Source organism: Herbiconiux sp. FW305-C-125 (assembly GCF_058783455.1).
In genome coordinates this window covers 488,975-514,949 of record NZ_JBYSYO010000001.1, presented here as the reverse complement: position 1 = coordinate 514,949, position 25,975 = coordinate 488,975, and the positions used below count along the sequence as shown (strand labels likewise).

Here is a 25,975-nt window from a genome sequence, read left to right as displayed (position 1 = left end):
CTACAACAGTCGATTGCAGGTAGCTTCAAGATAACGGGATCGACGGGAGTAGCAATGACGCGATACGTACCAATTCTCAAAGGCATGCCAGCCGAATTCAACGCTTGGGCAAACGCGTCCGCAGCTGTCCGGTTGGGCGCCACACCGCTGTTTGAAGTTGTGCCGAAGTCTGGGCTCGACGAGGATCTCAGAAAGTTCACTGACCGCCTCAGCTCTTCTGTCGCTGCTTCGAGCGTGGTCGCATTTGACACCGGATACCTAGATCAGGTGACGCCGGTTGGAACCGGTGTCGATGCAGCGAGCGTCTGGACGGCCAAACGCATACTCGCTTTTGGGGCAATAGCGCGGCCGACAGTTCGGATTGACGACGTGGCTCGCGTGGTTGACGATGCTGCGAGTATTGCAGCGACGCACGGCGAAGGCGTTACTCTCCGCATCGGCGGCAATGAAAGTGACCCAGATGTCGACCTGGTTTCAGCCCAGCTACCGGCCCTACTCTCCCAACTCCGTCTCGCCACCAGCGATATACATCTGGTGGTGGACTTTTTTGACTTGAAGGATGCTCGCGATGTGGCCAGGACGCTTCCGATTGCGAACTCTTGTTTGGCTTGGGCGGCCTCAGTTGGTCAATGGGCTTCCGTGACAGTAGGGAGCGGTGCCTTTCCCGCCACTGTGAGTCATTTAGAAAAAAGCATCGAGAACCGACTACCTCGACTTGATGCCGAGTTCTGGACACGTCTGAATACACCGCATGGACTGATGGTCCAGTACGCGGACTATGCAATTAACCATCCTGCCCTGGGCGGGGTGGGGCGTGGCCCGTTGCCTTCGTTGAGGTACACCGATGGAAACGAATGGATCGTCTGGCGCGAGGCCAAAACTCGACCTGGCAACGAATCGTTCTTTACCGTTTGCCAACGCGTTGTAGCCCTGCCCGCATTCGCGGGGCAGATCTATTCATGGGGAGACAGCGAGATCCACCGATGCTCGACATCGACCGGGGGAGCAGGTACCGCTACGCAGTGGCGGGGATACGGGACAAGCCATCACTTGGAGACAGTAGTCGACCGCCTGGCCACTCTTGGCGCTCCTTGATTCGGGTTCGAACAACATTTCGGAGCTCGGCCGCTGGGACCACCTCTACTAGCCGCTGCCACACGTACCAGCGGGCTTTGCCGCTGAGCCCGGTCGCACTTGATCGACTTCTGAGTTCGTCGAGGGCTTCTTCGCGCCATAGCATCTGGGCCAGGGACATGGAGTCGATTGACTCGTTCCTGCGTGCGCTACGCTGCGTCAGGAGTGAGACTCCACCGGACGCATTAGTCGCGATGATCAAGCCCCAAGACTCCGGGAGGAGGCTCGCGGCCTTGGACGCAAAGCGTTCCGTAGTGACGAGCCAGCAGTAGTCGAGTACTTTGCCGTAAGCCTCTATTTGGCCGCCAAGCCGAGCTAGGGTATCGACGTCGCTCTTGATCTCCCAGCCGGCCATATCGCCGTTGAGTAGCGCGACGTCGACACGTCGGCGCCCCTCCAACAGTCCCATCTCATGACGGATAACGACGTGTCGATCGTAAGCGTGCATCTCGAGTAGGTCCCGCTCGAGGGCCCCTCGAATGTCGATGTCACGCATGCGACGAGCATATTACCCATCGGGCTCAGGCTTGGCCCGGACTTACCTATGCCGAACTGAGTCACGGACTTTGTGAACCAGTTTGGGTCAACAAGGCTATGGGATCGCTGCTCGTGAGAGCTGCAATCCGCTCCACGGACCTGAGGGTGAGGTTTCGTTCGCCTCGTTCGATGCCGCCGAGGTAGGTGCGGTGGTAGCCGAGCTTGTCGGCGAAGTCTTCTTGGCTCATGCCCTGGCTCTCGCGCAGGCGGCGGAGATTGCGGCCGAGGGTCTTTTGCAGTTCGCCTTCCATCTGGTCGAGCGTCGCGGAATGATACTTGAAGGTCTACATACTTATGAGTATCATTTGGAGCAACGAACGGAGGCTTCGCGTGAGGTTCAAGGCGAGATTGCGTCGGTGTCGGCACTGCGGCATCCGGGTGCTTCGCAGGGAGATGCGGTACGACCAGTTGGCCTGCTCGGAGGAGTGCGCCAATGAAATCTGGATTGAGCGGCATCCGGAGGCAGTCGCTGAATGCTGCGTGGGATGGCCCGGCGAGGAGGTGGGGACGTATGTTCTCGCGAGTTGAGGTGCGCGGGTGTGTGTCGAGTGAGCCGTTTGTTGGGGAAGGGCCGGCCGGGGAAGTGGTTGCGTTTCTGGTTTCCGACGATGTTCACGTGGGTCGTCCGGAGCCGACGTGCGAGATCATCTGCGAGGGTGCACTCGCGGATCATGCTCTCGCGTGCGTGGTTGAGGGAGGGCGAGTCGTCGTGACGGGCGCGCTTCGTGCGTCTCAGCCGCCCGGGCTCGAAGGCAGTGACCTTTGTGTGCTGCGAGTCGAGGCTCAGACGATCGAGTGCGCGTAGGCTCGGCGGGGCGCTCGCGTTCGCATCCAGGATATGGGCAGTGAGGGAGCGGCTGCCGAGGTCGCGACATCCGGAGCGCTGGTGAGTCCTAGCCGTGTAGCAGACGACGGGTGGGCTCGCCTGGCCCAGCGTCGATCGCGTTGCGGAAGGCGCTGGCTCTGACGTCCACCAGACTTGTGGGGTGACGAACGTCTCCTACCCGGTTGTCTCCGTTCTGCGCGCCAAGAACACGGCGTATCTGCTGTTCACCTCGCTGCTCGGACGGCTCCCCGGTGCGATGGCGGCGCTCGCGATCGTGCAGCTCGCGCGGTCGACGAACGGCGACTTCGGGTTCGCGGGGCTCATCACGGCGGTCTACGTCGTGGCGGGCGCGGTGGGCCAGCCGCTGCTCGGACGACTGATCGACCGGGTCGGGCAGGTGACCGTGCTGGGGGTCAGCGGCATCCTGAGCTTTCTCGCGTTCACGGGCATGGCGCTGGCGCTCGGTTCGCTGCCGGCCTTGGCGGTGGCGCTCGCCGCAGCCGCTGGGGTGTTCACGCCGCCGCTCGAGCCGGCGTTACGGGCGCTGTGGCCGCGGCTCGTGGCGCCCGGACCGCAGTTGAAGGCGGCGTTCAGCCTGGATGCGGGGGCGCAGGAGATCATCTTCATCCTCGGGCCGCTGCTCACGGTGGTGGGGATCGCGGTGTTCGGGCCGGTGGGGAACCTGTTGTTCGCCGGTGGGCTCGGGCTGGTCGGGGCGCTCGCGTTCATCCTGAATCCTGCGCCGCGGGCGGCCTCGACTCGTCGGCGCGTCGGTGTCAGCGCTCATGCCGGGGTTCGCTCGCCGATCCTCATTCCGGCGGTCGCGCGGGTCGCGGTGTTCACGTTCGGCATCGGTGTGCCGGTCGGTGCGCTGACGATCGTCGCGACGGCATCGGAGGCGGCGCGTGCGAACGACGGGTTGGCAGGGTGGATTCTCGCGGTGAACGCGCTCGGGGCGCTGGTGGGGGCGACGGTCGTGGGCATCCGGCCCCTCGGATCGACGCCGGCGCGGCTGCTCACACTGTGCGGGGTGCTGCTCGCGGTGGGCTACCTGCCGCTCGCGGCGACGGCGCTGCCCACTTGGGCGTTCGTGGTCGTGGCCGGCGTCTCGGGGTTGATGCTGCCGCCGACCCTCGGCCAGGTGTTCGAGCGGATCGCGCAACTCAGCCCGGCCGCCACGCTCACCGAGGCGAACGGGTGGGTGGTGAGCGCGATGACGCTGGGGGTGGGGGCTGGGACGCTTGGGGCGGGCGTGGCCGTGGGGGCGGCGGGGACGGATGTGGTGGGGTGGACGGTGCTGGGGGCGTCGGTGGTTACGGCGGTGCTGGCACTGGTTGCGCTGCCCGGGAGAGTCGCGGCATCTGCTTCCGTGTCGATTTCGGAGGGTTGACCGCATCCGCTTGCCGAGCATCCGCCATCTGTACGGAGCTCAGCTGCGTTCGCGTCGGCCGGCTCGCTCGGCGAAGTCATCGATCGCCCCGAGGATCTCGTCACTCCGCCAGAACGGGCCGGCCTGGTGCTCGGCCTTCGACTTCAGGATGCCCGCATCCGTCAGCGCCTGCAGCGCCGGATAGACGTTCGGCTGCTTGACGCCGAGCGCAGCGGCCGCGGTGGCGGAATCGATGACCGGTCGTTGGGCGATCACGTCGAGCAGCGCCCAGGCGTTGCTCGACCTGCGCGCTTTCAGCGTGCTCTGCCAGCCCGATTTGATTGCGTCGATCTCAGCAACAAGTGCTCGCGAGTTGGCGACGGCGCGGAGCGATGCTTCGCCGAATGCCAGGATGATCGGCGACACGTCTCCCTCGCGATACGCGCTGAGGGCTCGGTGGTACCCCTCGACATCGGCGAGCAGACCCGCCGAGACCGGCACCGCGACATTCCGGGTCACGCCACGGTGACGGAGCAGGGCTTGGGCGAACGCGCGTCCGGTTCGGCCGTTCCCGTCGGTGAACGGGTGAATCGTCTCGAACTGCGCATGTGCGACCGCCGTCAACGCGAGAGCGGGGATGTCGCGCCTCGCAGAGAATTCGATGACGTCGTCGATGAGTGCCGGAACTCGCTCGAAGTGTGGTGCGACGAACTCGGCGCCGATGGGGCTGTTGGACTTCGTTCCGATCCAAACAGCTTCGCGCCGCCACTCCCCGGGGGTGTGACGCGTTTGGTCGCCCATCAGCACGCGGTGCATCTCGGCGAGGGCGGTTGGAGAGAGGGCATCCGACAGGTCGATGGCGGCCTGCATGGCACGCGTGTTCGCGGCGATCAGCTCGGCGTTGCGGCTGCTCTTCGATCCGAGCTCGGCGGTGAAGATGGCGCGTGCACTGGCGGTGAGATTCTCGATCTGAGATGAGGATGCGGCTTCGGATCGCAGGAGCACGGGAGCGAACCCCGCAACCCGAGCACCGAGCTCGGCGTCGAAGCGGCCCAACTCCTGCACTGCAGCCTCCGCGGCTTCTCGGGCCTCGGTGTCGGGCTCGGGAGTGAGAGCAGCTATCGCAGGCGGAACAGAGGACTTGTATGGCTGACCGCCACTCCCGAACTCGGCGTTCACGCTCCACCCTGATGTGGGCAGCCATGCCCCGCGCTCCCACTCGAGGCGTGGCCAGCCGCTTGGTGCCGCGTGCTTCGAAGCGACGTTACTCATAATGGTGAGCAGTCTAGTTTATGACTAACTCAGTTACTCATAATTCCACCGAATCCAATTATTGCCAGATCATGCGGGGCCGAGATGCCCAAGAGCGACGACGGATAGCCTGTCACCATGGTCTCGACGGCGATGTCCTTCTCCCCGGCGCTGCAATACAGCCGAGTGAACACCGCGCTCGAACTGGACGTGCTCGCCCCGCGCCGGAACGCCGACAGCGATCCGCTCCCCACGGCGATCTTCTTTCACGGCGGGGGATGGCATGAGGGCGACCGCGGTGCGGGAATGCACCCGTGGCTGAATCCCCTTCTCGCGGCCCGCGGATACGTGACCGTCTCCGTCACCTACCGGCTGAGTGGTATCGCGCTATGGCCCGCTCAGTATGAAGATGCTCACGAAGCCCTGGCTTGGGTGCGGGAGCACGCCGCCGAATTCGGGGGAGACCCGTCCCGGATCGGGGTGTGGGGCTTTTCAGCGGGGGCGCACCTCGCCGCCCATCTGGCACTTCGTGAGCCCGGGGCCGTCAAGGCTGCATCGTTGGCGGCGTGCCCGGCCGACCTGCGGGATGCGGGAGCCGATGACCCCAACGAGGTGACGTGGTTGGTGGGGCCGTCGCCGAGCGCGGAGGTGCTTGCCGACGTGAGTCCGATCAGCTGGGTGACCCCGGATGCGCCACCCATCCTGATCGTGCACGGAACCGACGATCAGATCGTCGACTTCGCCCAGGGGCTCGCGCTCCGAGATGCCTTGGTGGAAGCGGGTGCGCCTGCTCAGCTGCACGTGATCCCGAACGGAACCCACGAGTGGGCAGACAAGCCGTCGCCCGACGAGAATGCCCCGCGCGCGAATTTCGGAACGGTCACCGCGGACTTCTTCGACCGCGTGCTCTGAGTCGCCCTGGCTGCTCCGGCCCCGGATGCTCATCTGAAATAAATCTGCGTGATCCCGACAGCCACGCTATCGACCGGGAGACCACTTCGTGAGCATCCACCACGACCATCCCACCGACCATGATCACGACGAAATGGGTCCCGCCGCTAGCGTCTCGCGGGTAGCGTGGGAGTGTCGCGGTCGACCAGGGTGCCGTGAGCGCGGTGGCCGCGTGTGGCATCCTGTTCGGCGTGACACGCGGGTGGATTCGCGGATGCTGACGAGACGGGGGACGCCGATGTTCGGGCTCGGAGACAAGTTGAACGACGTGGTGTCCCAGCTGCGCCCCGATCTTTCGCGCGAATCGCTCGGCGTCGGGCCGGCGTTTCCGGGTATCGCGCCGAACCCCGTGCTCAGCCCGGCCTCGCACACCCGCAACGCAGAACTGCGCTCCGGCGCGCTCGCGATCGGCACCCTCGTCGACTGGCGAGAAGTGAGCAACGAGGGCAGCCCCCGCGTCGTTCTCATGCTCGACGTCGACACGCCCGAGGGCGTTTCGTTCCGGGGCATCGCGGATGAGACGCTCACCATCACCGACCTCACCCGACTCCGGGCTGGCCAGAGGATTCCCGTCCGCTACCGCCCCGCGGTCATGGACCACTACGTCGCCCTCGTCCGAGACCTCACGCCCGAGCAGATGCAGGATCTCGCCGACCGTGTCACCCCACGAGCCCGCGACTGATCCCGAGCCTACGAAAGCAGGGTCGCGACGACGTCGTCGGTGTATCCGTCGGGCCCGAACTCGACCCAGAAGGTCGCGATCCACAGGCCGCCGCCGAAGAACTGCGTCTCGCCACCGGACGCCGTCGCATCCTGATGGCTCGTCGAACAACGCGTTCCTCGTTCCTCCGCCTCGCAGGTGTACGCCTCGGCTGTCGCTGTGGTGATGAGTGCGGCTTGCTCATCGCTCGAGATCAGGCTGACGGACGTGGTGAGCCCGACTCCGCCGCCTCCGCTCGGCTTCGCCCAGAAGCAGTCGAGACGGTCCTTCGCCTGAAGCAGGGGCAGCAACTCGGCGTTCTTGGTGCCGAGCGAGGCGGCGCCCTCGACGTCGGTCCACGCGGGATTCAGCACCAGGATGCCGGCCGCAGCCTGCAGTGACTGCAGGTAATCCGGGCTGTAGATCTGCTCGCAGGATGCCGGGAGCGCGACAGGTGCGGTCGTGGGCGTGGCCGACGGGGTCGCCGAGGGAGCCGGAGAGGCACTGGTCGGGGCCGCCGCCGATGCGCCGGAGGGTTGTGTGGCCGCATCCGACTCCGCTGGTGACCCGACGCATCCGGTCAGGAGAAAGGCGACGATGGGCAGTAGCGCGAGCGTTCCCGCGTGACGTCTCATGGGTTGAGAGTAGCGGCGCAACGACACGCGTAGAGTAGCGGTTTCGTAACGGCTCGTCTTCGCAACTCGATTGTGAGCAGATCACACCTCTGGTGATGGATGCGTGGCCATGTAGTCGCGCATCGGCACGAGGTTTCCGAGCGGCGCGAAGTATCCGGCGGCGGGGTAGTCGAAGACGATTCCCTTGACCCCGACGCTCGAGAATGACGCGGCCCACTCGATTGCCGAGGGGAGAGGCACGGCGAGCAGCCAGGATGCCTCCTCCTCGGAGAGGCCCATTCCCAGCGCCGCAGATCTCGCTCGCTCGCCGGTGGTGAAGGCGAAGAGCATCGGCCCCTGCGGGAGCTCGCCGGCATAGGGCCCGGGCTGGTCGGTGGTGCCTCGCGCGATGAAGATCCAGCGGTCGAGTTCATAGACGGCGCGCCAGAGCGCATCCATTGCGGCGAAGTCCTCCGGCTGCGCCTTGAGCGCGTCGGCCCTTCGGTCGATCTCGGCGACCTGTTCAGGCGGGGGACTGAGGTGAGGCGTCTCGGAATTCTCCATGCCTTTCACTCTTCCACGACGACCGATGTCGGCAAGGGCCCGCTCCGTGGCCTGCCGACGGCGCGTGCCGCATATTCGGTAGGGTCGACGCGTGATTCCCGCTCACTCCGCGACACCCGGGTCGCAATCGGATCGTCGCGCTCAGCTGCGGGCCATCCTGGCGGGTTCGGTGCCGAACCTCGTGCAGTGGTTCAACCTGTACCTCTACGCGACGTTCGCTCCGTATTTCCGCACCGAGTTCTTCGATCGCAACTCGCCGGATTCGCTCATCTACGTCTACGGACTCTTCGCCCTGACGTTCGTGGTTCGCCCGCTCGGCTCGTGGCTGTTCGGCAGGTTCGCCGACACGCGAGGACGGCAGCGGGCGCTCGTGACCGCGGTCACCCTGATGGCGGCCGGTTCGGTCGCGTTGGCGGTGGCGCCGACCGAGCGGGCGATCGGTGCGTGGGCGGCTGTGATCCTCGTGGCCGTGAGCATCCTCCAGGGCATCGCCACCGGCGGCGAGTACGCGGCCGCCACGGTGCTGCTGTCGGAGTCGGGCACTCGGGGCCACCGCGGGTTCTTCGCCTCGTTCCAGGGCGCCACGATCGTCGGCGGTCTCGTGCTCGCACAGGTGTGCCTCCTGGTGCTCCTGCTGTTCGGCGATCGCGCGGAGATCTCGGCGTGGGGCTGGCGGGTCGCGTTCGTCGCCGGTGGCGTGGCCGGTTTGGTGTCGCTGTGGTGGGCGCGGGGGACGAAGCGGGCTTCATCCGCCGCGGTCTCCTCGGGGGGCGGCGGCGTCGCGTCCGCTGTCGGTGCCGCATCCGCTGCCCCATCCGCATCCACCTCGCCGAAGCCGGCGACCTCCGGCGAGGCGTCGACGATGAAGGCGTTGCTGCGCGACCACTGGCGCCCGCTGGTCTGGGTGATGCTGCTGACCGCCGGCGGAAGCGCCGCGTTCTACACCGCGACGGTGACCGTTCCCTACATCATTCGCGAGACGTTCTTCGGCGCGGACGGCAGCGCGGGGGAGCTCACCGCCACGGGGCTCGTGCTCGCCGCCTTCGTGGTGCTGATGCTGATGCAGCCGCTCGGTGGAGCGCTGAGCGACCGGATCGGCCGGAAGCCCCTGCTCATCACCTTCGGGGCAGTGGGGCTCCTGGGAGCCGGCGTGCTGGTGACCGCGGCCGCCCAGGTGACGTCAGCCCCGGCGGTGCTCGGCATCCTCGTTCTCGCCTTCGCGGTTCTGACCTGCTACCTCTCGGTGAACGGCATCGCGAAGGCGGAGGTGTTCCCCGCGCACATCCGGGCTCTTGGGGTCGGCTTCGGCTACGCCGTCGCGAACTCGCTCTTCGGTGGCACGGCACCGCTGCTCTATCACGCCACGGCCGGAGACGGCAGTGTCGGCTTCATCGTGTACCTGACCGTGCTGCTCGGGGTGACGCTTGCTGCCGCGCTGGTGATGCGGGGAGGGGCGTCCACCGCGCTCGACGGGCCCGGAGGCTCGCCGAAGGGCTGATTCAGTGTCATGTCGGACTCGGGAGTGATCCGATGACTCGCGGGACGCGCCTGAAGTATCGCGCTAATTCCTGTTCCTGGGCGCGTCAGTTACGGTTGGCGGCCTGGGGTCGACGAATGACGCTGGAACTCAGCCCGGAGAGCATGGGGCATCGAGCCTGAGCTTCGGTAGGGTCGGTCAGTCAGCTCGCCAACTTGTGTTGCGCGAGCAGGAGATGCACCGCCTCGCGCACAAGCTCGGCCTCCGTGCGGCCCGTCTCCTCACGCAGCCGTGTAAATGCGGCGAAGTCCTCCTTGGAGACACGCGCCCGGACTGTCGGAGACGCTCCCGGCATTCTGGTCCCGCGCTTCGGCCTGCCCGGTCGCATCGCGGCTTCGAGGGCTTCTTCGGTGCCGTACTCCCGAAGCAGGAAGGCCCTGCCGTGGGCGGCGGCTTTTTCTCCGTGGAGTTCCGCGATGGCCGGCGTCTCTTGGTCGGGATCAGTCAGTCGGGCTGCCAAGACGTCATAGTCGATCTCATCTCCAGCCATCGGGGTTCTCCTCTCGGTAGCGGCGGTACTTGGGGCCCAAGGGCATTGCGTGGAAGATCGATGCCTCTTGACCTGACTCAGGATGCTCGTGCACAAGGATTTCCAGCTCACGATCGGTCTGCCCGTGAGCCGGTCCGATGTAGATCACGATGCGTCCCCGGCGCACCGGCTCGTCCAGAATTCGCACGTAATCTGCGTGAAGAATCGCGTGGATCTGGTCGTGGCGCGGCACCCCGTGTTTCTCGCTCGAAGGCTCCCATCGGGGAGTCATCGGTTGCGAAATAATTGTAGCCGCATTATCTGTTCCGGTGAAGGCGCCGGTAGTGAGTATTGCTGGTGCGCATTCTCTGGATGAGATCTCATAGTGCAAAGCGTAGCGGCGAAAGTGATGATTCCTAACTTTATCGCGATTGAAGAACGAGACGAGGCCGTCGAGCTGCACAACCAGCCGGATGCCCGAAGCGGGCGGGAGGGCTTGGGACCGATTTCACTGACTAGCCGCCCGATGCACCCGACCGCGTGGGCGCCGCGACGCCGGCCCGGCGGTGACCGGCGCGCGGGTTGATGCCGACCTGCCGCGAGGCCATCTGGAGGGTGATGCCCTGGCGCATCAGTATCAGTATCAGTAGAGTCCAGGCGCGATCGGTGTGCTTGGTGGGGTTGGCGGTGCTCCACAGCTGGTCGCAGTAGTCCACCGCCAGCTTCGCGAGCAGCGAGGCGTTGCGCACTCCTAGCACGCTCGTGGGCGCCGCCTCGCCCCACTCGAACGCCACGGCGAGATGGTCGTCCGAGGTCGAACGCCATCGGCAGCCAGACGGTCGTCTTCGACACTAATCGGGCGTCGCCGCCGCTGCAGACGCCGCCGTTCCTCGTGGGGAGGGCAGCCGCTCCGCTGAGCGGTGCGCGACTTCGGCTGGTCGATCGGAGGGCGCACCGCCGCTGTCACGCCCGGTGTGGCTCTGGCCGTCGGAGCCGGCTTGCCGATCCAGGCACCGCTCCGCATCGTGCCGGCCTGAGCGCGGGCGGTGGCTCGCGGCTCGACGGGGCCGCCGGCCCGGTCGAGACTCAGTCGCCCGTGGTGCCGTCGGCGAGTTCGCGGAGGATGTCGATGTGGCCGTTGTGGCGGGCGTTCTCCTCGATGAGGTGCAGGATCACCCAGCGGAGCGTCGGATGCTCGCCCGACCGGAACGGGGTCTGCGACCGGTCGTCGAGCTGGAGGCCGGCGATGAGCGCATCCGTCGCGGCGGCTTGGGCGCGGTAGCCGTCGATCACGGTCTGCAGGGGGAGCGTCGAGCCGTCGATGAACTCCTGGTCGGGGGACTCGTCGGTCCACGGCCCGAGGTCGGGGCCGCCGACGAAGCGGTTCTCGATCCAGGAGTGCTCGACCCAGCGCATGTGGTTGAGCACGGCGCCGACGCTCATCAGCGGGGAGGTCGCGAGCGGAGTGGCGGCGGCTTGGGCATCCGTGAGGCCTGTGGCCTTCTCGATGCCCGTGTCGCGGGTGTACTGCAGCATGGTGAGGAGGGTCGTTCGTTCGTCCCAGGCCTGTGGGTGATCGGTGCGTTCCATGCGTCGAGTATGTCCGGGCATGGGCGCGACCGCACGGGTTCGGATGTGTCAGGCGGTCACGCACCGAAGCCGGTGAGCGAGCCGCGATCGTCGAATCGAGCGCTCGAGGCCCACGCGATCTCCCAGCGGTTGCCCTCCGGATCGGCGATGTACCCGGATCGGCCGCCCCACTCCCGCGTCGTCGGCTCGCAGAGCGCCTGGCCGGCCCGCTCGAGCCAGGTCAGGTGTGGGCGCACCTGCGTGCGCCGCCGCGGAGGTTGCAGATGCCATAGGCTCTGCAATGCGACAACTGTCGCCGGAGCCGACAGGAGTTGTTATGAACGGACTCGGTATGCGCGGGGCGTGGCTGAGGATCGCGGCGGCGGGCGTGGCTCTAGCGGTCTCGGCAGTTCTCGGAGCGGCGATTCCCGCGGCCGGTGCCGAGCATCCGGGCGGGTCCGGCCGAGGTCTCGGAGGCGACTCCGGCGCCAGCGGAAACTGGGTGACCGGTCCAGCAGGCGCCGCCTCCACGGAGTCGGGAAGTCAGTCGAGCGGTGGCGAGACGAGTTCCTCCGATTCCGGGACCCTCTCGGCTCAGGCTCCCAGCGATGCTTCTACCGGCACCATCACGGGTGACGTCAGCTATGCCGCCGCCGACGGCCTCCCGCAACGGCCCGGGAACGCTGTCCTGGTCGAGCTGGCCCGACTCATCCCTGATTCGGGCGCGTTCGAAGACGTCACGGCCGCCTACGGCCCCACCTTCCGCTTCATCGGACTCGAACCCGGACAGTATCGCGTGCATTTCGCCGACAAGGGCGGCCAGGACGTGCGGAACGAGTACTACGACGACTCGCTCTACGCTTCGGATGCGACCCTGATCACACTGGCCGCCGGCCAGACCGTCGCGCGAGTCGACGCGACGCTCGAGCCCTGGGGCATCTGGACCTACCGCTACGGCGGGGACACCCGGTACGACGTCGCCGCCTCCATCGCAACGCTCGCCTTCGAGCCGGGCGTACCCGTCGTCTACATCGCGAGCGGAGAGAAGTTCGCCGATGCTCTGAGCGCCGGCCCGGCCGCTGCTCGCCAAGACGGCGCCATGCTCCTCGTGACCTCTCACAGCGTGCCCGTGGCCACGAAGTCGGCTCTCGAGAAACTCGAGCCGAAGAAACTCGTGGTCGTCGGCGGTGAGGCCACCATCTCGGCGGCCGTCTACGCTGAGCTGGCCGCGCTTCAGCCGGACATCGTTCGGGTAGCGGGAGCCGACCGGTACGAGGTGTCGCGGAACGTCATCGAATACGCGTTCTGCGATCAGGTCACGGGCGACTGCCCCGATGGCGCGAAGACGATCTTCGCCGCCAGTGGTGCGAATTTCCCCGACGCGCTTTCCGCCGGTCCGGCCGCTGCTCACGTCGATGGCGCCGTTCTCCTCGTACCGAGCGGCGAGTGGCGGGTCGATTACCCCACCCAGCTGCTGCTGCACCGGCTTGGCACCAACCGCATCTACGTGGTCGGTGGCCCCGCATCGGTGAGTGAGTCAGTGCTGTTCGACCTGGTGTCGGCGATTCCCGGAGGCGGTGGCTCGCGCATCGGTGGTGCCGACCGTTATGACGTCTCTGCGAACGTGAACGCTGAGATCTTCACCACGGGGGAAACGGCGTTCCTCGCGTCGGGCTCGGTTTTCGCCGATGCGCTTGCCGGAGGCCCGGTGGCCGCAACGATCGATGCCCCCATGTTTCTGGCGCAGAAGGACTGCTACCCGGGATCGGTCTGGAACGGCATCCGCAGCTACGACCCTGTTGACCTCCTACTGCTCGGCGGACCGAACACCCTCAGCGACTCGGTGCTGCACGTCGAGTACCTGTGTTGATGCCGGCTCGAACGGGCACGGAACTGCGGTAACCGGCGGCGCAGCATGACGCTCACGCTCGACCAATTCCGCGCGGCGCTTCGCAACTCCGCGGAACGAGCCGAACTCGGGATTGCGATGACCGATTCTGAGGCTCAAGCAGTACTGGCCGACGAGCACCAGGTTGCCGCATACTTCGAGATCTGGGAGCAAGACCGGGGCCGCAGGGAGGTGAACGGAAGCTATTGGCAGCCCACGGCGATCGCCGGGTTCGTCCTGGCGATCGCCGGCGCCGCAGCCATTGCTTACAGTTTTCTGCCGTTCGCCTGGACCGTCACGCCGGGGTTGGCGGCAATCGCCACGGTGGCCGCCGTCATACTCTCCGCCAACGGCCTCAGTGCTTGCGCTGCCAACGGCACTCGAGGGCGAGCATTGGCGGCGGGCGGGGTCGTCATCGGCTCAGCTTCGGTGCTCGCCGGCATCGCGATCGTGATCTCCCTCGTCTCGACTTGAGCCGGCAGAGGCTGAGCGTCGCGCCCCCGGTTGCCGCGAAGATGACCGTGCCGCCATCGAGGTGGTCACGGCTTCATGAAGAACGGGGAGTAGTGGTATCCGTCGAGGTCGTCGAACTGGCGCTGATACATGAAGGGGTAGTCGTCGGTGTCACCGACGCGCCCGCCCGCCGCCCCGGCCCGCTCGACCAACTCGTCGACCGCCTCCTGGCTCGCGAGGTCGAACGAGATCGTGACCTTCGATGGGGTGTCGGGCGTGCCGATCAGTTCCTCCGTGCCGCCGACGCTCGCGTACAGCTCGCGGCTGCCGAGCATGATGTACTGCTCGGGGGCGATCGAGAAGCAGGAGACGTTCTCGGCTGACATCTCCTCGTTGAGAGTCCAGCCGAGCGCGGTGTAGAAGGCGGTGGCTCGTTCGACGTTCTCGACGGGGCAGGTGATGTAGAGGCTCATGCCGTTCATCGTGGCGGTCGACGGATGCTCGGTCAAGGCGCCAGGGCGACCGACGCGATCGGGCAGCGATTGTCGGGTGTCGGCGAACGGGGGCTGCGAGGGTAGTGAGCGAAGGGAGAACCGTGATCGCTGAACTGAACCGGCTGGTCGACCAGATCGACGAGCGCCTCACCGACGAGATCGACATCGACGAGCTGGCGCGCGGGCTCGGCACCACCGAGTACCACCTGCGGCGCATGTTCTCGTCGCTGGCCGGCATGCCGCTGTCGGAGTACATCCGTCGCCGGCGCATGACGGTCGCCGCCGCGGAGCTCGTGAACACCGGCACCGGCGGCGCCGCTGATCTCCTCGGTCTCGCCGTGCGCTTCGGCTACGGCTCGGCCGAGGCGTTCGGGCGCGCGTTCCGTTCCGTGCACGGCGTCGGCCCCGCCGACGTGCGGCGCGATGGCGGACCCCTTCGGATGCAACCACAGCTCAGGTTCCGCCTGACCGTAGAAGGGACAACCCAGATGGACACTCGCCTCGTCGAACGACCCGCATTCCGCCTCGTGGGGCACGCCACCCGTGTTCCGCTCATCCACCACGGGGTCAACCCGCACATCGCGGCTTTCATCGGCTCTCTGCCGGCAGCCGAGCACGACCGGCTCAAGGCGCTGAGCACCACCGAGCCCGCCGGGCTGCTGCAGGTGAGCGCGGATGTGGATGCGGACTACCGCGAGGGTACGGAGCTCACCTACCTGCACGGAGTCGCGGTCGACGAGGAGACCGCCGTGCCCGCTGACCTCGACGCCCTGGACGTCCCGGCCGGGACCTGGGCCGTCTTCCGGGCGGTGGGGGAGTACCCCGCTGCGCTGCAGGCGGTGTGGGCGGCGACGGCGACGGAATGGTTCCCGTCGAATCCGTGGCGGTTGCGCGAAGGCCCGTCGATCGTGTCGGTGCTCGAGCGGGCCGCGGACTTCTCGACCGCCACCTGCGAGCTCTGGCTGCCCGTCGAGCGAGCCTGACGCCGCCGGTTGTCAAGCCACCGGCGGCGTGACCCGCCTCGCCGTACGGTGGGTTCACATCCACGACGGAAGGATCACCCGATGGATCTCGGAGCACTCGGCGGCTACCGCCTCCCCGCAGCACTCCGCGACGCCTACGGCGTCGCCACCGCACAAGAGCTGGCCGACCAAGTCGGTATCACCAAACGGCCGACCCCCGACCTTGCCGGCGAAGCGGATGCCGCCTACCGCGCCCTCAAGCGTGGCGACACCGCTCCGGCCCGAACTCTGCTGATCGACAAGCTCGGCGTCAGCGAGACCTCGGCGGACGCGGCGCTGAGCAAACTCCCGCCGCTCTAGCCGCCGCCTCCATCAGCTGGCGAGGGCGTCGAGCCACGCGAGTGGTCGCGCTCCGTCGAGCGTGCCGACGGAGGCCGCGCCCGACTCGAAGAACAGCGCGATCGTCACCGCCCCCGGGTCGAGCACCCCGCGAGCGAGTTCGCCGACGTAGCTCGCCCGGCCGCGGGAGGCGACCAGGCCGGCCGTCGACTCGGCGCCCGCCCGCGCCGCGCCCGCCGCCGCCCTGAGCGCACCGGCGACCGAGGAATCCTGCGCGGCAGTTTCGCCGAGGGCATCGGCCGCCGGCGCCAAGGCGTCGATCATGGTGTTGTCGCCGACCTTCGCGCCGCCGAGCTTCTGGATCGTGGCGAGGCCGCCGGCGACGCCCTCCGCCAACTCTGCGGCCGAGGCACCCACCGGGGAAGCGGAGCGCGAAATGTCGCGGAACCACATCCCGAACAGCGGGCCGCTCGTTCCGCCCGTCGCAAGGAACCCCCGCGACGTCGCTCCGAAGACGGTGGCGAAGCTCGCGATCTCCCGATCCGGCAGTTTGTCCGTCGCCCGCCGGAGCGCGGAGGAGATGTTCGTGCCGAAGTCGCCGTCGCCGGCGAGGCGGTCGAGATCGGTGAGGCGTTCCTGTGCTGCCGCGAAATCCGCTGCGAAGCGGGTGATCCAGTCGAAGGCGAGGGTGCCGGTGATGATGTTCGAATCGGTCATGGTCGTGAGGTTCCTTACCAGGTGAGGTTGGGGGTGCGGACGGGGGCGTCCCACGCGCGGACGAGTTCGTCGTCGGCGACGGTGAAGGTCACGGATGCGCCGTGCATGTCGAGCGAGGTGACGTACGACCCCACGAGCGAGCGCGCGACGCTCACCCCGCGGTCGCCGAGCAGACGGTGCACCTGGCGCGCGATGATCGACAGCTCGAGCGCATACGCCCCGCCGAGCCCGTTGACGATGGCGATGACCGACTGCCCCCGCTTGAGTCCCAGGCTCTCTGCCAGGGGAGTGACCAGCTGCTCCACGAGCTCGTCCGCAGTGGCGAACGGGATGCGCGAGGTGCCACGCTCGCCGTGGATTCCCACCCCGAACTCCACCTCGTCGGCCGCGAGCTCGAACGCGGCCCGGGATTGGCCGGGGTGCGCGCAGGCATCGAGGGCGAGCGCAAGACTCCGCGACCGGCTCACCACGTCCCGCCCGCGCGCGGCGACGGTGGCGAGGTCGGCGCCCTGCTCGGCGAGCGCGCCGAGCACCTTCTCGACGGTGACGACGGCCGCTGTGCCGCGGCGGCCCGGCCCGTCGCCGGCTCCGTCGGACGCCAGGTCGTCGTCGACGATCACCGCCTCCATCGAGATGCCGTCGTCGCTCACCAGCTCGGCGGCGATCTCGAAGTTGAGTACGTCGCCGGTGTAGTTCTTCACGATGTGCACCACCCCCGCTCCGCTGTCGGCCAGCCGGGTGCCGGCCTGCACCTGCTCGGAGGTGGGGCTGGCGAACACGGCACCGCAGACGGCGGCATCGAGCATCCCGGAGCCGACGAATCCGGCGTGCAGCGGCTCGTGCCCCGAACCGCCGCCCGACACCAGGCCGACCTTGTCGACCGCGGGCCTCGCCCGGGAGATCACGTTCGCGTCGGCGTCGAAGGCGAGAAGGGCCGGGTAGGTGCGTTGGAGCCCCTCGAGAGCCTCGGCGATCACGTCGTCCGGCCGGTTGACGAACTGGCGGCGGAAGGTGGACATGCGTTCTCCTGTCGTTGCGGTGGGGTGGTGATGGATCATGGCGGTGTACGGCGTGAGGGCCTCGAAGAGGAGGGCGGCGGATGCGGCACCCGGGTCGAGGTGATCGGCGCTGCGTTCGCCGAGGTAGCTGGCGCGGCCCTTCCGCGCGATGAGGGGAAGTGTGCGGTCTCGCCCGGCCACGGCAGCCCGTGCGGCGTACTGAAGGACCGTGTCGAGCGGCGCCTTTGCTGCCGCTCGGGTGAGCAGGGCTCTGGTGCCCGCGGCGAGCGCGTCGACCATGGTCTTGTCGCCTGTCTCCGCACGCCCGAGCGCGACGACGGCTGCGAGACCGGCCTCGAACGCGCGGCCCAGATCGGAGGCGCTGAGCTCGACGACTGCCCCGACGTGGTCGCTCATGGCCCGGAACATCGAGCCGTACAGTGCCCCACCCGCCCCGCCGACCGTGGCGAGCATCGTCATGCCGCACCGGCCGAAGAGCTCACCGACATCAGTGGCGGCGTGCTCGTGCAGGCTCCGCCGGAGGGCCGAAGTGCCCCGGGTGAGGTTGACGCCGTGGTCGGCGTCACCGATCGCGGTGTCGAGCTCGGTGAGCCAGGTCAACTGAGCGACGCACAGGTCGTCGAATCGGTCGAGCCACGCTACGAGATCGCCGACGGAGAGGGTCTCGGCCGCTTCTCCCCGAGTGTCAGCGGGCACGCGCATCCTCTTCCTCGAGCGCCTCGGTGAGCGTGGTGCGATCGGCGCGGGTGCGGGAGATGACCCCGAACAGCAACCCGGCGGCGATGCCGGCGAGCAGCTCGGCGATGACGTAGACGGGCCACTGCTCCCAGCGCACGGTGCCGCCGAGCAGCTGCTGCACGAGCATCGGGCCGGTGGTCCGGGCGGGGTTGATGGAGGCTCCGGTGGCCGGCGCGACCGGGATGATGGCGGCGAACACCACGAGCCCGATGACAAGGCCCGCGAAGCCGGGCGCCGCTTTGCGGTGGATGACGCCGAAGACGGTGAACACGAGGATGAACGTGCCGAGGAACTCGGCGGTGAACGCCTGCCAGACCGGGATGTCGCCGTACGCCGCGACGCCGAGACCGAGTTCGCTCGCCCGCTGCCCGAGAGCGCCGACGATGGCGAAGGCTCCGGCGACCGCTCCGAGCACCTGGGCGAGCAGGTAACCGGGAACGTCGCGCCAGGCGAACTTGCCGCTCACCGCGAGTGCGACGGTGACGGCGGGATTGATGTGGTTGCCGGAGATGTAACCGAACACGTAGACCGTGGCGATGACGATGGTGGCGAAGGCGAGCGAGATGAAGCCGAGGCTCGCCATCGTGAACGGGGCGTCGCCGTTGACGATCAGTGCGGCGGGCACCGAGCCGACCCCGATGAACACGAGGAACGCTGTGCCGAGGAACTCGGCTGTCAGGCGCTGCCAGGCGCGGTTGTCGTCCATGTGACTGTTCTCCTTTGAACGGATGCGTGGCGAATGGATGCGCGACGGGATGCCCCCACCATCCATTCGATATTGTCGAATAGCTTTCGGTAATATCGAATAATGCACGGTTGCTCGTACCGTGTCAACAAGTCCGCGAGAATGGACACGGCGCGCGCAACGGCGGGCGGTAGGAGAGCGAGTGATCCAATCGATCGACCGGGCGGCGGCCATCCTGTCGCTGCTGCAGGGCGCCCGCCGGCTCGGCATCACTGAGCTCGGAGCGGCACTCGGGCTGCCTCCGTCCACTGTCCACGGCATCGTGAAATCGCTGCAGGCCCACGGCCTCGTCGCCCAGGAGCGAGGTGGTAACCGATACATGCTGGGTCCCGCGCTGGTGAAGCTGTCGAGCGTCTACCTCGACACCCTCGACGTGCGCGCGCGCTCGATCCGCTGGATGCACGACCTGTCGAGTCAGACCGGATTCGCCACGAGACTCGGAGTCGAGTTGTTCGGCGAAGTGCTGGTCATCCATCACGACCGGCGCCCTGACGGGTCGGAGCAGATGCCTGAAACCGGGCTCACCATCCCGAGCCATGCCTCAGCGTTGGGGAAGGTGCTGCTGGCGCTCGACGCCGACCACCGGCGTGACGCCTTCGAGCGCCCGCTGCGCACCCTGACCGGGTCGACGAAGACCGACCCGGCCGAACTCGAGGCGGAGTTCGAGCAGGTGCGACGATCGTCGCTCGGGTACGAGGTCGAAGAGGCGGTGATCGGCGAGAATTCCGTCGCCGCCCCCGTCTATGACAACAGCGGCGCGGCCATCGCCGCGCTGGCGATCGTGGTGCCGTCGTCGGAGTGGCCGCCGCCCGGCACCGCGCTCGTGCACCTGGCCGACGCGGCGCGGAGCATCTCTCGCGAACTCGGCGCACCCGCCCTCACGCGCCCCGGGAGTTGACCGCGGTGCTCCGACGCCCCCAAATGTGGGGGCGTCGGTGCGAACGGGCCGTCTGCCACACTCGTCATGTCCCTGCTACGAGAACCGAGGATGCCCGTGCCCCACCTGTCCCGCCTCCGCGCCGTCCTCACCGCTTCCCTCGCCACCGCCGCGACGCTCGCGGCCGTCGTGGCGCTACCCGCCGCATCCGCCACCGCCGACGGGTTCGACAACTACGTGGTGAAGGGCCAACTGCAGTTCGAGTGGACCTGCAACAACACCACCGCCACCTTCACCTGGAAGGCACCCGAGGTGGAGTTCGGCTCGAGCGCGCAGGGCGGATTCGTACTCGACGACGCACCCATCGGCCGCACCACGACGACGTACCACACGGGCAGTTACGCGCCGTTCCTGCAGACGGTGACCATCCCCGTCGCGTCGTACCCGAAGCACGTCGAGGTGGGCTACTGGATCGGCTACTCCGCCGACGACCGCGCGTTCACCTACCCGGGCTTCGACCTCCCGACCAACTGTGGTACGGGCGGGGGCAGCCCCGTCACCAACCGCATCGCCGGCGCCGACCGCTACGAGGTCGCCGTCAACATCGCCGACCAGGCCTACCCCACGACCGCCGACGTCGTGTACGTGGCCACGGGCGCGAACTACCCCGACGCGCTGAGCGCCGGCCCCGCCGCGGCGTTCGGCAACGGACCCCTGCTGCTCACCGACACCACCACCCTCATCCCGAGCGTGAAGGCGAAGATCGAGTCGCTGAACCCCGCCGAGATCGTGGTGGTCGGCGGCGTCAACTCCGTCTCGGCGGCGGTGTTCGACGAGCTCAAGGGCATCCAGCCGAACACCGTCCGCCAGGGCGGAGCTGACCGGTACGAGGCGTCGCGCAACCTGGTGGAGTCGGCGTTCCCCGACGGCGCCGCCACGGTCTACGTCGCCACCGGTGCGAACTTCCCCGACGCCCTGAGCGCCGGTGCGGCCGCCGCCACGCTGCAGGGGGCGGTGCTGCTCGTCAACGGCTCAGCTTCCGCGCCGGACGCCGCGACCGTCGCCACCCTCACCGAACTCGGCACGACCCACATCGTCATCGCCGGTGGCCCCAACTCGGTGAGCCCCGGCGTCGAGGAGGGGCTCCGCGACATCCCCGGTGTCTCGTCGGTGGTGCGTGAGGGCGGCGCCGACCGCTTCGCCGCATCCGTGAACATCAACGCGGCCGCCTTCCCGACGGCGTCGCGGGCGTTCCTGGCCACCGGGTTCAAGTTCCCGGATGCCCTTTCCGGCTCGGCCTTCGCGGGCGCCATCGACGCACCCCTCTACGTCGCCACCACCGATTGCGTGCCCCAGGGTGTGCTCGCGGCGATGCACGATCAGGGCATCCGCACCGTCACCCTGCTCGGCGGCACGGCCACCCTCACCCAGGCGGTCGAGGCCCTCACCCCCTGCACCTTCTGAGCCTCGGGTCGGCTACGCGTCGGTCGGGGCGTGGCGCTCGAGGAACTCGAAGACCTCCGTGGTGTCGACGCCGGTGAAGCCGGTCGTGGGCATCGCCGCCAGGAGCGACGAGTTGAGCCGGGCCGACGGATGCGCGTGCCCGGCCCAGGCGGCCGCGAGCGACGCCGGCGGGCGGCGGCAGCACGACTCGTCGGGGCAGGAGGAGGTGAAGCGGTTCGCCGTGTCGCGGCCGCGAAACCACTTCGCGTGCGCGAACGCCGTGCCCACCGACACCGAGAACTGGCCGGTCGACCCGGCTTGGATGCGCGAGGTGCACCAGTAGGTGCCCGTCGGCTTGTCGGTGTACTGGTGGTAGGGACTGAACCGGTCCTCCACATCGAACACCCGCCGTGCACTCCAGTAGCGGCACACGGGCTGGCCCTCGACGGAGCCCAGCGCATCCGTCGGGAACGCCACGTTGTCGTTCTCGTAGGCCTTCGAGAGCGTGCCGTTCTCGTGCACCTTCAGGAAGTGCACCGGGATGTCGAGATGGTGCGTCGCGAGGTTCGTGAAGCGGTGTGCCGCGGTCTCGTAGCTCACGCCGAAGGCGTCGCGGAGGTCTTCGACCGAGAGCTCGCGCGCCTCCTTCGCCTGACGCAGGATGTCGACGGCCCCCGCCTCCGGCACGAGCAGCGCCGCCGCGAGGTAGTTCGTCTCGACCCGCTGCTGCAAGAACTCGGCGTAGTCAGCCGGCTCGCGATGCTCGAGCACGTGCGAGGCCAGCGCCTGCAGCACGACCGAGCGGGGGTCGGCATCCGGTGACTGGCCGAGCGGCACGTAGATACGGCCGTTGCGGAGGTCGGTGACCGATCGCGTCGAGCCGGGGAGGTCGCCCACGTAGTGCAGCGTGAAGCCGAGGTGCGAGGCCAGGTCGGAGGCCAGGCGCTGCGAGAGCGGCCCGCCGCTGTGCCCGACTGCCGCGTGCAGTTCTGCGGCGGTGGCCTCGAGGTCGGCGAAGTAGTTCGCGCGTGCCCGCATCGCCTTGCGCAGCTGGGTGTTGGCCCGGCGCGCCTCTTCGGGCGTGGCGGCGCGCTCGTTGTGCACGCGCTCGAGTTCGCGGTGCAGCCCGAGGATCGTCTCGATCGCCTCATCGCTCAGCGACTTGCGCACGGGGAGGGCCGGCAGTCCGAGCGACGCGAACATCGGCCCGCGCTGCGCCCGTTCGAGTGCGATCTCGAGCGCTGCGCGCCGCGAGGGCGGCTCGGCCGAGAGCAGCTGGTCGACGCTGATGTCGAACACCCGCGCGAACCGCTGCAGCTCGCCGAGCTTCAGCTCGCGCTTGCCGTTCTCGATCACCGACACCTGAGAGGGCGCGCGACCGATGGCGGCGCCGAGGTCGTCGAGCGTGAGCCCGCGGTCGGAACGGAGCTGGCGGATGCGGCGGCCGATGGTGAGCGAATCGAGCATGTAGTCATCATCGACGGGTCCGGTGAGCGATGGGGGCATGCCGGAAGTCTCTCACCTCCGGTTCTTCAAGAAAACAGAAGAACGCAAAAAATTCTGTGATGAAAGTCGGTGAAGAAGCATTGCGTGGCCCGGATAGTCGAAGGCAGACAGCAATTCCACGGCAGAGGAGCCACCATGACGAACCGACCCGGAGACCAGACCCAGACCGCCGCCGACCTCGAGCGGGAATGGAAGACGGATGCGCGCTGGAACGGCATCGAGCGCGACTACAGCGCGGACGACGTCATCGCCCTCCGCGGTCGCGTGCAGGAGGAGCACACCCTCGCCCGCCGCGGTGCCGAGCGCCTCTGGCAGCTCATCCACACCGAGGAGTGGGTGCCGGCCCTCGGCGCCCTCACCGGTAACCAGGCCGTGCAGCAGGTGCGCGCCGGGCTCAAGGCCATCTACCTCTCGGGCTGGCAGGTCGCCGCCGACGCCAACCTCAGCGGCCAGACCTACCCCGACCAGAGCCTCTACCCCGCGAACTCGGTTCCGTCGGTGGTGCGCCGCATCAACAACGCGCTGCTCCGCGCCGACCAGATCGAGTGGGCCGAAAAGCATCCTACCGGTGGGAATTCGGCGACCGCGTCGGTGAATTCCCACGCGCACGCCGGACAAGGGCCGGCGTTAGCCGACGAACACAGCTGGCTGGCGCCGATCGTCGCGGACGCCGAAGCCGGGTTCGGCGGGCCGCTCAACGCCTACGAGCTGATGAGCTCCATGATCGCGGCCGGTGCCGCGGGCGTGCACTGGGAAGACCAGCTGGCCAGCGAGAAGAAGTGCGGGCACATGGGAGGCAAGGTGCTCATCCCGACCTCGCAGCACATCCGTACGCTGAACGCCGCCCGGCTCGCCGCCGACGTCGCCGGGGTGCCCACGATCATCATCGCCCGCACCGACTCGCTCGCCGCCAACCTCATCACGAGCGACGTCGACGAGCGCGACCGGCCCTTCCTCGACGGCACCCGCACGCCGGAGGGCTTCTACGGCACCACGCCGGGCATCGAGACCGTGCTGGCGCGCGGGCTCGCCTACGCGCCCTACGCCGACCTGCTCTGGGTCGAGAGCTCCGAGCCCGACATCGAGCTGGCGCGTCGGTTCGCCGAAGTCATCCACGCCGAGTTCCCCGGCAAGCTGCTCGCCTACAACTGCTCACCGTCTTTCAACTGGAAGTCGAAGCTCGACGACGAGCAGATCGCGAGCTTCCAGCGCGAACTCGCGGCGATGGGTTACGCCTTCCAGTTCATCACCCTCGCGGGCTTCCACGCCCTCAACCACTCCATGTACACCCTCGCCCGCGGTTACGGCGAGCGGCACATGAGCGCCTACGTCGAGCTGCAGGAGGCCGAATTCGCCTCCGAGGCCGACGGCTACACCGCCACGCGCCACCAGCGCGAGGTCGGTACCGGCTATTTCGACCGAATCGCCACGGCCCTGAACCCCACGAGCGCAACCCTCGCGCTCGTCGGGTCGACCGAATCCGAGCAGTTCCACTGAGCCGGCACCGCTCAGCCGCCGACTCATCGATTGAAAGGCCTGTCATGACCACCCACACCAGCCCCACCGCCATCACCGTGAACGCCGAGCACGGCGAGCGGTTCGACGAGATCCTCACCCCCGAGGCGCTCGCCTTCATCGCCCGCCTGCACGACCAGTTCGCCGGCCGGCGCCAGGAACGCCTGAACGACCGGATGCTCCGCCGCAAGTCGGTCGAGAACGGCCGTGACCTGCGGTTCCTACCCGAGACCGCCGCGATCCGCGAGAACACCGAGTGGCGCGTCGCCGGCGCCGGCCCCGGTCTCGAAGACCGCCGGGTCGAGATCACCGGGCCGACCGACCGCAAGATGACCGTCAACGCCCTGAACTCCGGGGCGAAGGCGTGGCTCGCCGATCTCGAGGACGCCACGAGCCCCACCTGGCAGAACGTCATCGAAGGCCAGATCAACCTGTTCGACGCCATCCGCGGGCAGGTCGACTTCACCAGCGCCGAAGGCAAGGAGTACCGCGTCGGGGCGCAGACGCCCACCATCATCCTGCGGCCGCGCGGGTGGCACCTGGTCGAGAAGCACCTCGGCTACCGCGACCGCTCCGGCTACACGCGGGCCGCATCCGCGAGCCTGGTCGACTTCGGGCTGTACTTCTTCCACAACGCCAAGGAGCTCATCGCGAACGGGCGCGGGCCGTACTTCTACCTGCCGAAGCTCGAGAACCACCTCGAGGCCCGGCTGTGGGACGACGTGTTCACCTTCTCGGAGAACGCGCTCGGCATCCCGCGCGGCACCATCCGGGCGACGGTGCTGATCGAGACGATCACGGCCGCCTACGAGATGGACGAGATCCTCTACGAGCTGCGCGACCACTGCGCGGGACTGAACGCGGGCCGGTGGGACTACATCTTCTCGATCATCAAGACGTTCCGCGACCGCGGCCGCAGCTACGTCTTCCCCGACCGGTCGCAGATCACCATGACGGTGCCGTTCATGCGCGCCTACACCGACCTGCTCGTGCAGACCTGCCACAAGCGCGGGGCGCACGCCATCGGCGGCATGAGTGCGTTCATCCCGAACCGGCGCGACCCGGAGGCGACGGCCATCGCCCTGGCGAAGGTGGGCGAGGACAAGCGGCGCGAGGCCGGCGACGGGTTCGACGGCACCTGGGTCGCGCATCCGGATCTCATCGCCACCGCCCGCGCCGAGTTCGACGCCGTGCTCGGCGAGGCGCCGAACCAGCTCGACCGGCAGCGGCCCGAGGTGCACGTCACCGCCGGTGAGCTCGTCGACCTCAGCGCGCTCGAACCGCGGGTGACGGATGCCGGGGTGCGGTCGAACGTGTCGGTCGCGCTGCGGTACATCGAGAGCTGGTTGCGCGGAACGGGTGCCGCGGCGATCGACGGGTTGATGGAGGACGCCGCAACCGCAGAGATCTCGCGGTCGCAGCTGTGGCAGTGGATCCACCAGGGCACCGTGACCGCGGAAGGCACCCGCATCACCCGGGAGTACGTGCTCGACGTGCTGCACGAGGAGCTGCGCGGGCTGGAGCGCTCGCTGGCCGACCGCTTCGACGACGCCGAGAACATCCTGCGGCTCGTGGCGTTGGAGGACGAGTTCCCGACGTTCCTCACCATTCCGGCGTACGCGCACTACCTGGTCGACGTGGCGCCCGCGCCCGCGGCTGCCACCGCTCCCGCCCCCGCTCCCGCTCGGGAGGCGGTCGCGGCCTGACGGTCGGGTTCTCCAAACGAAACGGCCACCGTGCGCTCCCGGCGCACCGGTG

At 68.0% G+C, this 25,975-nt stretch carries 28 protein-coding genes; 13 read left to right on the top strand and 15 right to left on the bottom strand.

The features are described 5' to 3' along the window. Positions 1-54 precede the first annotated feature (54 nt). Positions 55-1,095 (top strand): beta family protein, encoded by a 1,041-nt coding sequence (locus AC3WLB_RS02675; protein ID WP_492503023.1) that lies wholly within the window; start codon positions 55-57, stop codon positions 1,093-1,095. Here AC3WLB_RS02675 and AC3WLB_RS02670 read toward each other — a convergent pair. Both AC3WLB_RS02670 and AC3WLB_RS02665 read right to left on the bottom strand, forming a co-directional pair. Beyond that, the gene (locus AC3WLB_RS02670) at positions 1,016-1,582 is read right to left on the bottom strand and encodes a sce7726 family protein (RefSeq protein ID WP_492504646.1); all 567 of its coding nucleotides are present in this window, start codon (positions 1,580-1,582) and stop codon (positions 1,016-1,018) included. The genes AC3WLB_RS02675 and AC3WLB_RS02670 overlap by 80 nt on opposite strands. A 109-nt stretch (positions 1,583-1,691) precedes the next feature. Continuing rightward, positions 1,692-1,922, bottom strand: coding sequence for a helix-turn-helix domain-containing protein (locus tag AC3WLB_RS02665; RefSeq protein ID WP_492503021.1), 231 nt, complete (start codon positions 1,920-1,922; stop codon positions 1,692-1,694). A gap of 735 nt (positions 1,923-2,657) precedes the next feature. On the opposite strand from AC3WLB_RS02665, the gene AC3WLB_RS02660 reads away from it, so the two are divergent. Beyond that, positions 2,658-3,887: an MFS transporter gene (locus tag AC3WLB_RS02660; protein WP_492503019.1), complete on the top strand. Its 1,230-nt coding sequence runs from the start codon at positions 2,658-2,660 to the stop codon at positions 3,885-3,887. A gap of 39 nt (positions 3,888-3,926) precedes the next feature. Here the strand turns inward: AC3WLB_RS02660 and AC3WLB_RS02655 are convergent, their stop codons facing one another. Next, entirely contained in the window at positions 3,927-5,138 is a 1,212-nt protein-coding gene (locus tag AC3WLB_RS02655) for a Fic family protein (RefSeq protein ID WP_492503017.1), read from the bottom strand. Between the two features lie 117 nt (positions 5,139-5,255). Between AC3WLB_RS02655 and AC3WLB_RS02650 the strand changes: the two genes are divergently transcribed. Continuing rightward, on the top strand, positions 5,256-6,029 hold the full coding sequence (locus AC3WLB_RS02650) for an alpha/beta hydrolase (protein WP_492503015.1): 774 nt from the start codon (positions 5,256-5,258) through the stop codon (positions 6,027-6,029). A gap of 253 nt (positions 6,030-6,282) precedes the next feature. Next, positions 6,283-6,750 (top strand): hypothetical protein, encoded by a 468-nt coding sequence (locus AC3WLB_RS02645; RefSeq protein WP_492503013.1) that lies wholly within the window; start codon positions 6,283-6,285, stop codon positions 6,748-6,750. Between the two features lie 8 nt (positions 6,751-6,758). On the opposite strand, the gene AC3WLB_RS02640 is transcribed toward AC3WLB_RS02645, so the two are convergent. Both AC3WLB_RS02640 and AC3WLB_RS02635 read right to left on the bottom strand, forming a co-directional pair. Next, positions 6,759-7,403 (bottom strand): hypothetical protein, encoded by a 645-nt coding sequence (locus tag AC3WLB_RS02640; RefSeq protein ID WP_492503011.1) that lies wholly within the window; start codon positions 7,401-7,403, stop codon positions 6,759-6,761. Between the two features lie 81 nt (positions 7,404-7,484). Next, positions 7,485-7,946 carry a hypothetical protein gene (locus tag AC3WLB_RS02635; RefSeq protein ID WP_492503009.1) on the bottom strand — a complete coding sequence of 154 codons (462 nt, stop codon included), beginning with the start codon at positions 7,944-7,946 and terminating at the stop codon, positions 7,485-7,487. Between the two features lie 91 nt (positions 7,947-8,037). On the opposite strand from AC3WLB_RS02635, the gene AC3WLB_RS02630 reads away from it, so the two are divergent. Beyond that, positions 8,038-9,444, top strand: coding sequence for an MFS transporter (locus tag AC3WLB_RS02630; RefSeq protein ID WP_492503007.1), 1,407 nt, complete (start codon positions 8,038-8,040; stop codon positions 9,442-9,444). Positions 9,445-9,625: 181 nt separating this feature from the next. On the opposite strand, the gene AC3WLB_RS02625 is transcribed toward AC3WLB_RS02630, so the two are convergent. From AC3WLB_RS02625 to AC3WLB_RS02605, 5 genes are all read right to left on the bottom strand, one after another. Then, complete coding sequence (locus AC3WLB_RS02625) at positions 9,626-9,973, bottom strand: hypothetical protein (protein ID WP_492503005.1); 348 nt, start codon at positions 9,971-9,973, stop codon at positions 9,626-9,628. After that, entirely contained in the window at positions 9,960-10,415 is a 456-nt protein-coding gene (locus tag AC3WLB_RS02620; RefSeq protein WP_492503003.1) for a hypothetical protein, read from the bottom strand. The genes AC3WLB_RS02625 and AC3WLB_RS02620 overlap by 14 nt, the downstream gene beginning before the upstream one ends. 52 nt (positions 10,416-10,467) lie before the next feature. Next, positions 10,468-10,746, bottom strand: a complete 279-nt coding sequence (locus AC3WLB_RS02615) for a hypothetical protein (protein WP_492503001.1) — start codon at positions 10,744-10,746, stop codon at positions 10,468-10,470. A gap of 292 nt (positions 10,747-11,038) precedes the next feature. Beyond that, positions 11,039-11,542 (bottom strand): DinB family protein, encoded by a 504-nt coding sequence (locus AC3WLB_RS02610; protein WP_492502999.1) that lies wholly within the window; start codon positions 11,540-11,542, stop codon positions 11,039-11,041. Between the two features lie 56 nt (positions 11,543-11,598). Next, entirely contained in the window at positions 11,599-11,778 is a 180-nt protein-coding gene (locus AC3WLB_RS02605) for a hypothetical protein (protein ID WP_492502997.1), read from the bottom strand. Between the two features lie 80 nt (positions 11,779-11,858). Between AC3WLB_RS02605 and AC3WLB_RS02600 the strand changes: the two genes are divergently transcribed. Both AC3WLB_RS02600 and AC3WLB_RS02595 read left to right on the top strand, forming a co-directional pair. Next, the gene (locus AC3WLB_RS02600) at positions 11,859-13,391 is read left to right on the top strand and encodes a cell wall-binding repeat-containing protein (protein WP_492502995.1); all 1,533 of its coding nucleotides are present in this window, start codon (positions 11,859-11,861) and stop codon (positions 13,389-13,391) included. Positions 13,392-13,436: 45 nt separating this feature from the next. Continuing rightward, a complete protein-coding gene (locus tag AC3WLB_RS02595; protein WP_492502993.1) occupies positions 13,437-13,883 on the top strand; it encodes a hypothetical protein in 447 nt (148 codons plus the stop codon). Between the two features lie 65 nt (positions 13,884-13,948). On the opposite strand, the gene AC3WLB_RS02590 is transcribed toward AC3WLB_RS02595, so the two are convergent. Further along, the gene (locus AC3WLB_RS02590) at positions 13,949-14,335 is read right to left on the bottom strand and encodes a VOC family protein (protein ID WP_492502991.1); all 387 of its coding nucleotides are present in this window, start codon (positions 14,333-14,335) and stop codon (positions 13,949-13,951) included. Positions 14,336-14,457: 122 nt separating this feature from the next. On the opposite strand from AC3WLB_RS02590, the gene AC3WLB_RS02585 reads away from it, so the two are divergent. Both AC3WLB_RS02585 and AC3WLB_RS02580 read left to right on the top strand, forming a co-directional pair. Beyond that, complete coding sequence (locus AC3WLB_RS02585; protein WP_492502989.1) at positions 14,458-15,339, top strand: AraC family transcriptional regulator; 882 nt, start codon at positions 14,458-14,460, stop codon at positions 15,337-15,339. An 81-nt stretch (positions 15,340-15,420) separates the two neighbouring features. Beyond that, positions 15,421-15,678 (top strand): hypothetical protein, encoded by a 258-nt coding sequence (locus AC3WLB_RS02580; RefSeq protein ID WP_492502987.1) that lies wholly within the window; start codon positions 15,421-15,423, stop codon positions 15,676-15,678. Positions 15,679-15,690: 12 nt separating this feature from the next. Here AC3WLB_RS02580 and AC3WLB_RS02575 read toward each other — a convergent pair whose 3' ends face one another. The 3 genes from AC3WLB_RS02575 to AC3WLB_RS02565 are packed head-to-tail and all read right to left on the bottom strand — an operon-like array spanning position 15,691 to position 18,837. Continuing rightward, a complete protein-coding gene (locus tag AC3WLB_RS02575; protein ID WP_492502985.1) occupies positions 15,691-16,374 on the bottom strand; it encodes a DAK2 domain-containing protein in 684 nt (227 codons plus the stop codon). 14 nt (positions 16,375-16,388) lie between these two features. After that, positions 16,389-18,089 carry a dihydroxyacetone kinase subunit DhaL gene (dhaL, locus tag AC3WLB_RS02570; RefSeq protein ID WP_492502983.1) on the bottom strand — a complete coding sequence of 567 codons (1,701 nt, stop codon included), beginning with the start codon at positions 18,087-18,089 and terminating at the stop codon, positions 16,389-16,391. Continuing rightward, positions 18,079-18,837 carry an MIP/aquaporin family protein gene (locus AC3WLB_RS02565; RefSeq protein WP_492502981.1) on the bottom strand — a complete coding sequence of 253 codons (759 nt, stop codon included), beginning with the start codon at positions 18,835-18,837 and terminating at the stop codon, positions 18,079-18,081. Before AC3WLB_RS02565 ends, dhaL begins: the two co-directional genes overlap by 11 nt. Positions 18,838-19,018: 181 nt before the next feature. On the opposite strand from AC3WLB_RS02565, the gene AC3WLB_RS02560 reads away from it, so the two are divergent. Continuing rightward, a complete protein-coding gene (locus AC3WLB_RS02560; protein ID WP_492502979.1) occupies positions 19,019-19,774 on the top strand; it encodes an IclR family transcriptional regulator in 756 nt (251 codons plus the stop codon). A gap of 96 nt (positions 19,775-19,870) precedes the next feature. Then, positions 19,871-21,217, top strand: coding sequence for a cell wall-binding repeat-containing protein (locus tag AC3WLB_RS02555; protein WP_492502977.1), 1,347 nt, complete (start codon positions 19,871-19,873; stop codon positions 21,215-21,217). A 12-nt stretch (positions 21,218-21,229) separates the two neighbouring features. On the opposite strand, the gene AC3WLB_RS02550 is transcribed toward AC3WLB_RS02555, so the two are convergent. Beyond that, entirely contained in the window at positions 21,230-22,702 is a 1,473-nt protein-coding gene (locus tag AC3WLB_RS02550) for a helix-turn-helix domain-containing protein (RefSeq protein ID WP_492502975.1), read from the bottom strand. Positions 22,703-22,837: 135 nt separating this feature from the next. On the opposite strand from AC3WLB_RS02550, the gene aceA reads away from it, so the two are divergent. Together aceA and aceB are read left to right on the top strand one after the other, a co-directional pair. Beyond that, complete coding sequence (gene aceA / locus AC3WLB_RS02545) at positions 22,838-24,199, top strand: isocitrate lyase (protein ID WP_492502973.1); 1,362 nt, start codon at positions 22,838-22,840, stop codon at positions 24,197-24,199. Between the two features lie 44 nt (positions 24,200-24,243). Beyond that, complete coding sequence (aceB, locus tag AC3WLB_RS02540) at positions 24,244-25,923, top strand: malate synthase A (RefSeq protein ID WP_492502971.1); 1,680 nt, start codon at positions 24,244-24,246, stop codon at positions 25,921-25,923. The last annotated feature ends 52 nt before the right edge of the window (positions 25,924-25,975 follow it).

Bases quoted from the DNA above. Each gene is read 5' to 3' on its own strand.
- AC3WLB_RS02675 (WP_492503023.1), top strand. From the start codon at position 55: ATGACGCGATACGTACCAATTCTCAAAGGCATGCCAGCCGAATTCAAC.
- AC3WLB_RS02670 (WP_492504646.1), bottom strand. From the start codon at position 1,582: ATGCACGCTTACGATCGACACGTCGTTATCCGTCATGAGATGGGACTG.
- AC3WLB_RS02665 (WP_492503021.1), bottom strand. From the start codon at position 1,922: ATGGAAGGCGAACTGCAAAAGACCCTCGGCCGCAATCTCCGCCGCCTG.
- AC3WLB_RS02655 (WP_492503017.1), bottom strand. From the start codon at position 5,138: ATGAGTAACGTCGCTTCGAAGCACGCGGCACCAAGCGGCTGGCCACGC.
- AC3WLB_RS02650 (WP_492503015.1), top strand. From the start codon at position 5,256: ATGGTCTCGACGGCGATGTCCTTCTCCCCGGCGCTGCAATACAGCCGA.
- AC3WLB_RS02645 (WP_492503013.1), top strand. From the start codon at position 6,283: ATGCTGACGAGACGGGGGACGCCGATGTTCGGGCTCGGAGACAAGTTG.
- AC3WLB_RS02640 (WP_492503011.1), bottom strand. From the start codon at position 7,403: ATGAGACGTCACGCGGGAACGCTCGCGCTACTGCCCATCGTCGCCTTT.
- AC3WLB_RS02635 (WP_492503009.1), bottom strand. From the start codon at position 7,946: ATGGAGAATTCCGAGACGCCTCACCTCAGTCCCCCGCCTGAACAGGTC.
- AC3WLB_RS02625 (WP_492503005.1), bottom strand. From the start codon at position 9,973: ATGGCTGGAGATGAGATCGACTATGACGTCTTGGCAGCCCGACTGACT.
- AC3WLB_RS02610 (WP_492502999.1), bottom strand. From the start codon at position 11,542: ATGGAACGCACCGATCACCCACAGGCCTGGGACGAACGAACGACCCTC.
- AC3WLB_RS02600 (WP_492502995.1), top strand. From the start codon at position 11,859: ATGAACGGACTCGGTATGCGCGGGGCGTGGCTGAGGATCGCGGCGGCG.
- AC3WLB_RS02595 (WP_492502993.1), top strand. From the start codon at position 13,437: ATGACGCTCACGCTCGACCAATTCCGCGCGGCGCTTCGCAACTCCGCG.
- AC3WLB_RS02590 (WP_492502991.1), bottom strand. From the start codon at position 14,335: ATGAGCCTCTACATCACCTGCCCCGTCGAGAACGTCGAACGAGCCACC.
- AC3WLB_RS02580 (WP_492502987.1), top strand. From the start codon at position 15,421: ATGGATCTCGGAGCACTCGGCGGCTACCGCCTCCCCGCAGCACTCCGC.
- AC3WLB_RS02575 (WP_492502985.1), bottom strand. From the start codon at position 16,374: ATGACCGATTCGAACATCATCACCGGCACCCTCGCCTTCGACTGGATC.
- AC3WLB_RS02565 (WP_492502981.1), bottom strand. From the start codon at position 18,837: ATGGACGACAACCGCGCCTGGCAGCGCCTGACAGCCGAGTTCCTCGGC.
- AC3WLB_RS02550 (WP_492502975.1), bottom strand. From the start codon at position 22,702: ATGCCCCCATCGCTCACCGGACCCGTCGATGATGACTACATGCTCGAT.
- aceA (WP_492502973.1), top strand. From the start codon at position 22,838: ATGACGAACCGACCCGGAGACCAGACCCAGACCGCCGCCGACCTCGAG.
- aceB (WP_492502971.1), top strand. From the start codon at position 24,244: ATGACCACCCACACCAGCCCCACCGCCATCACCGTGAACGCCGAGCAC.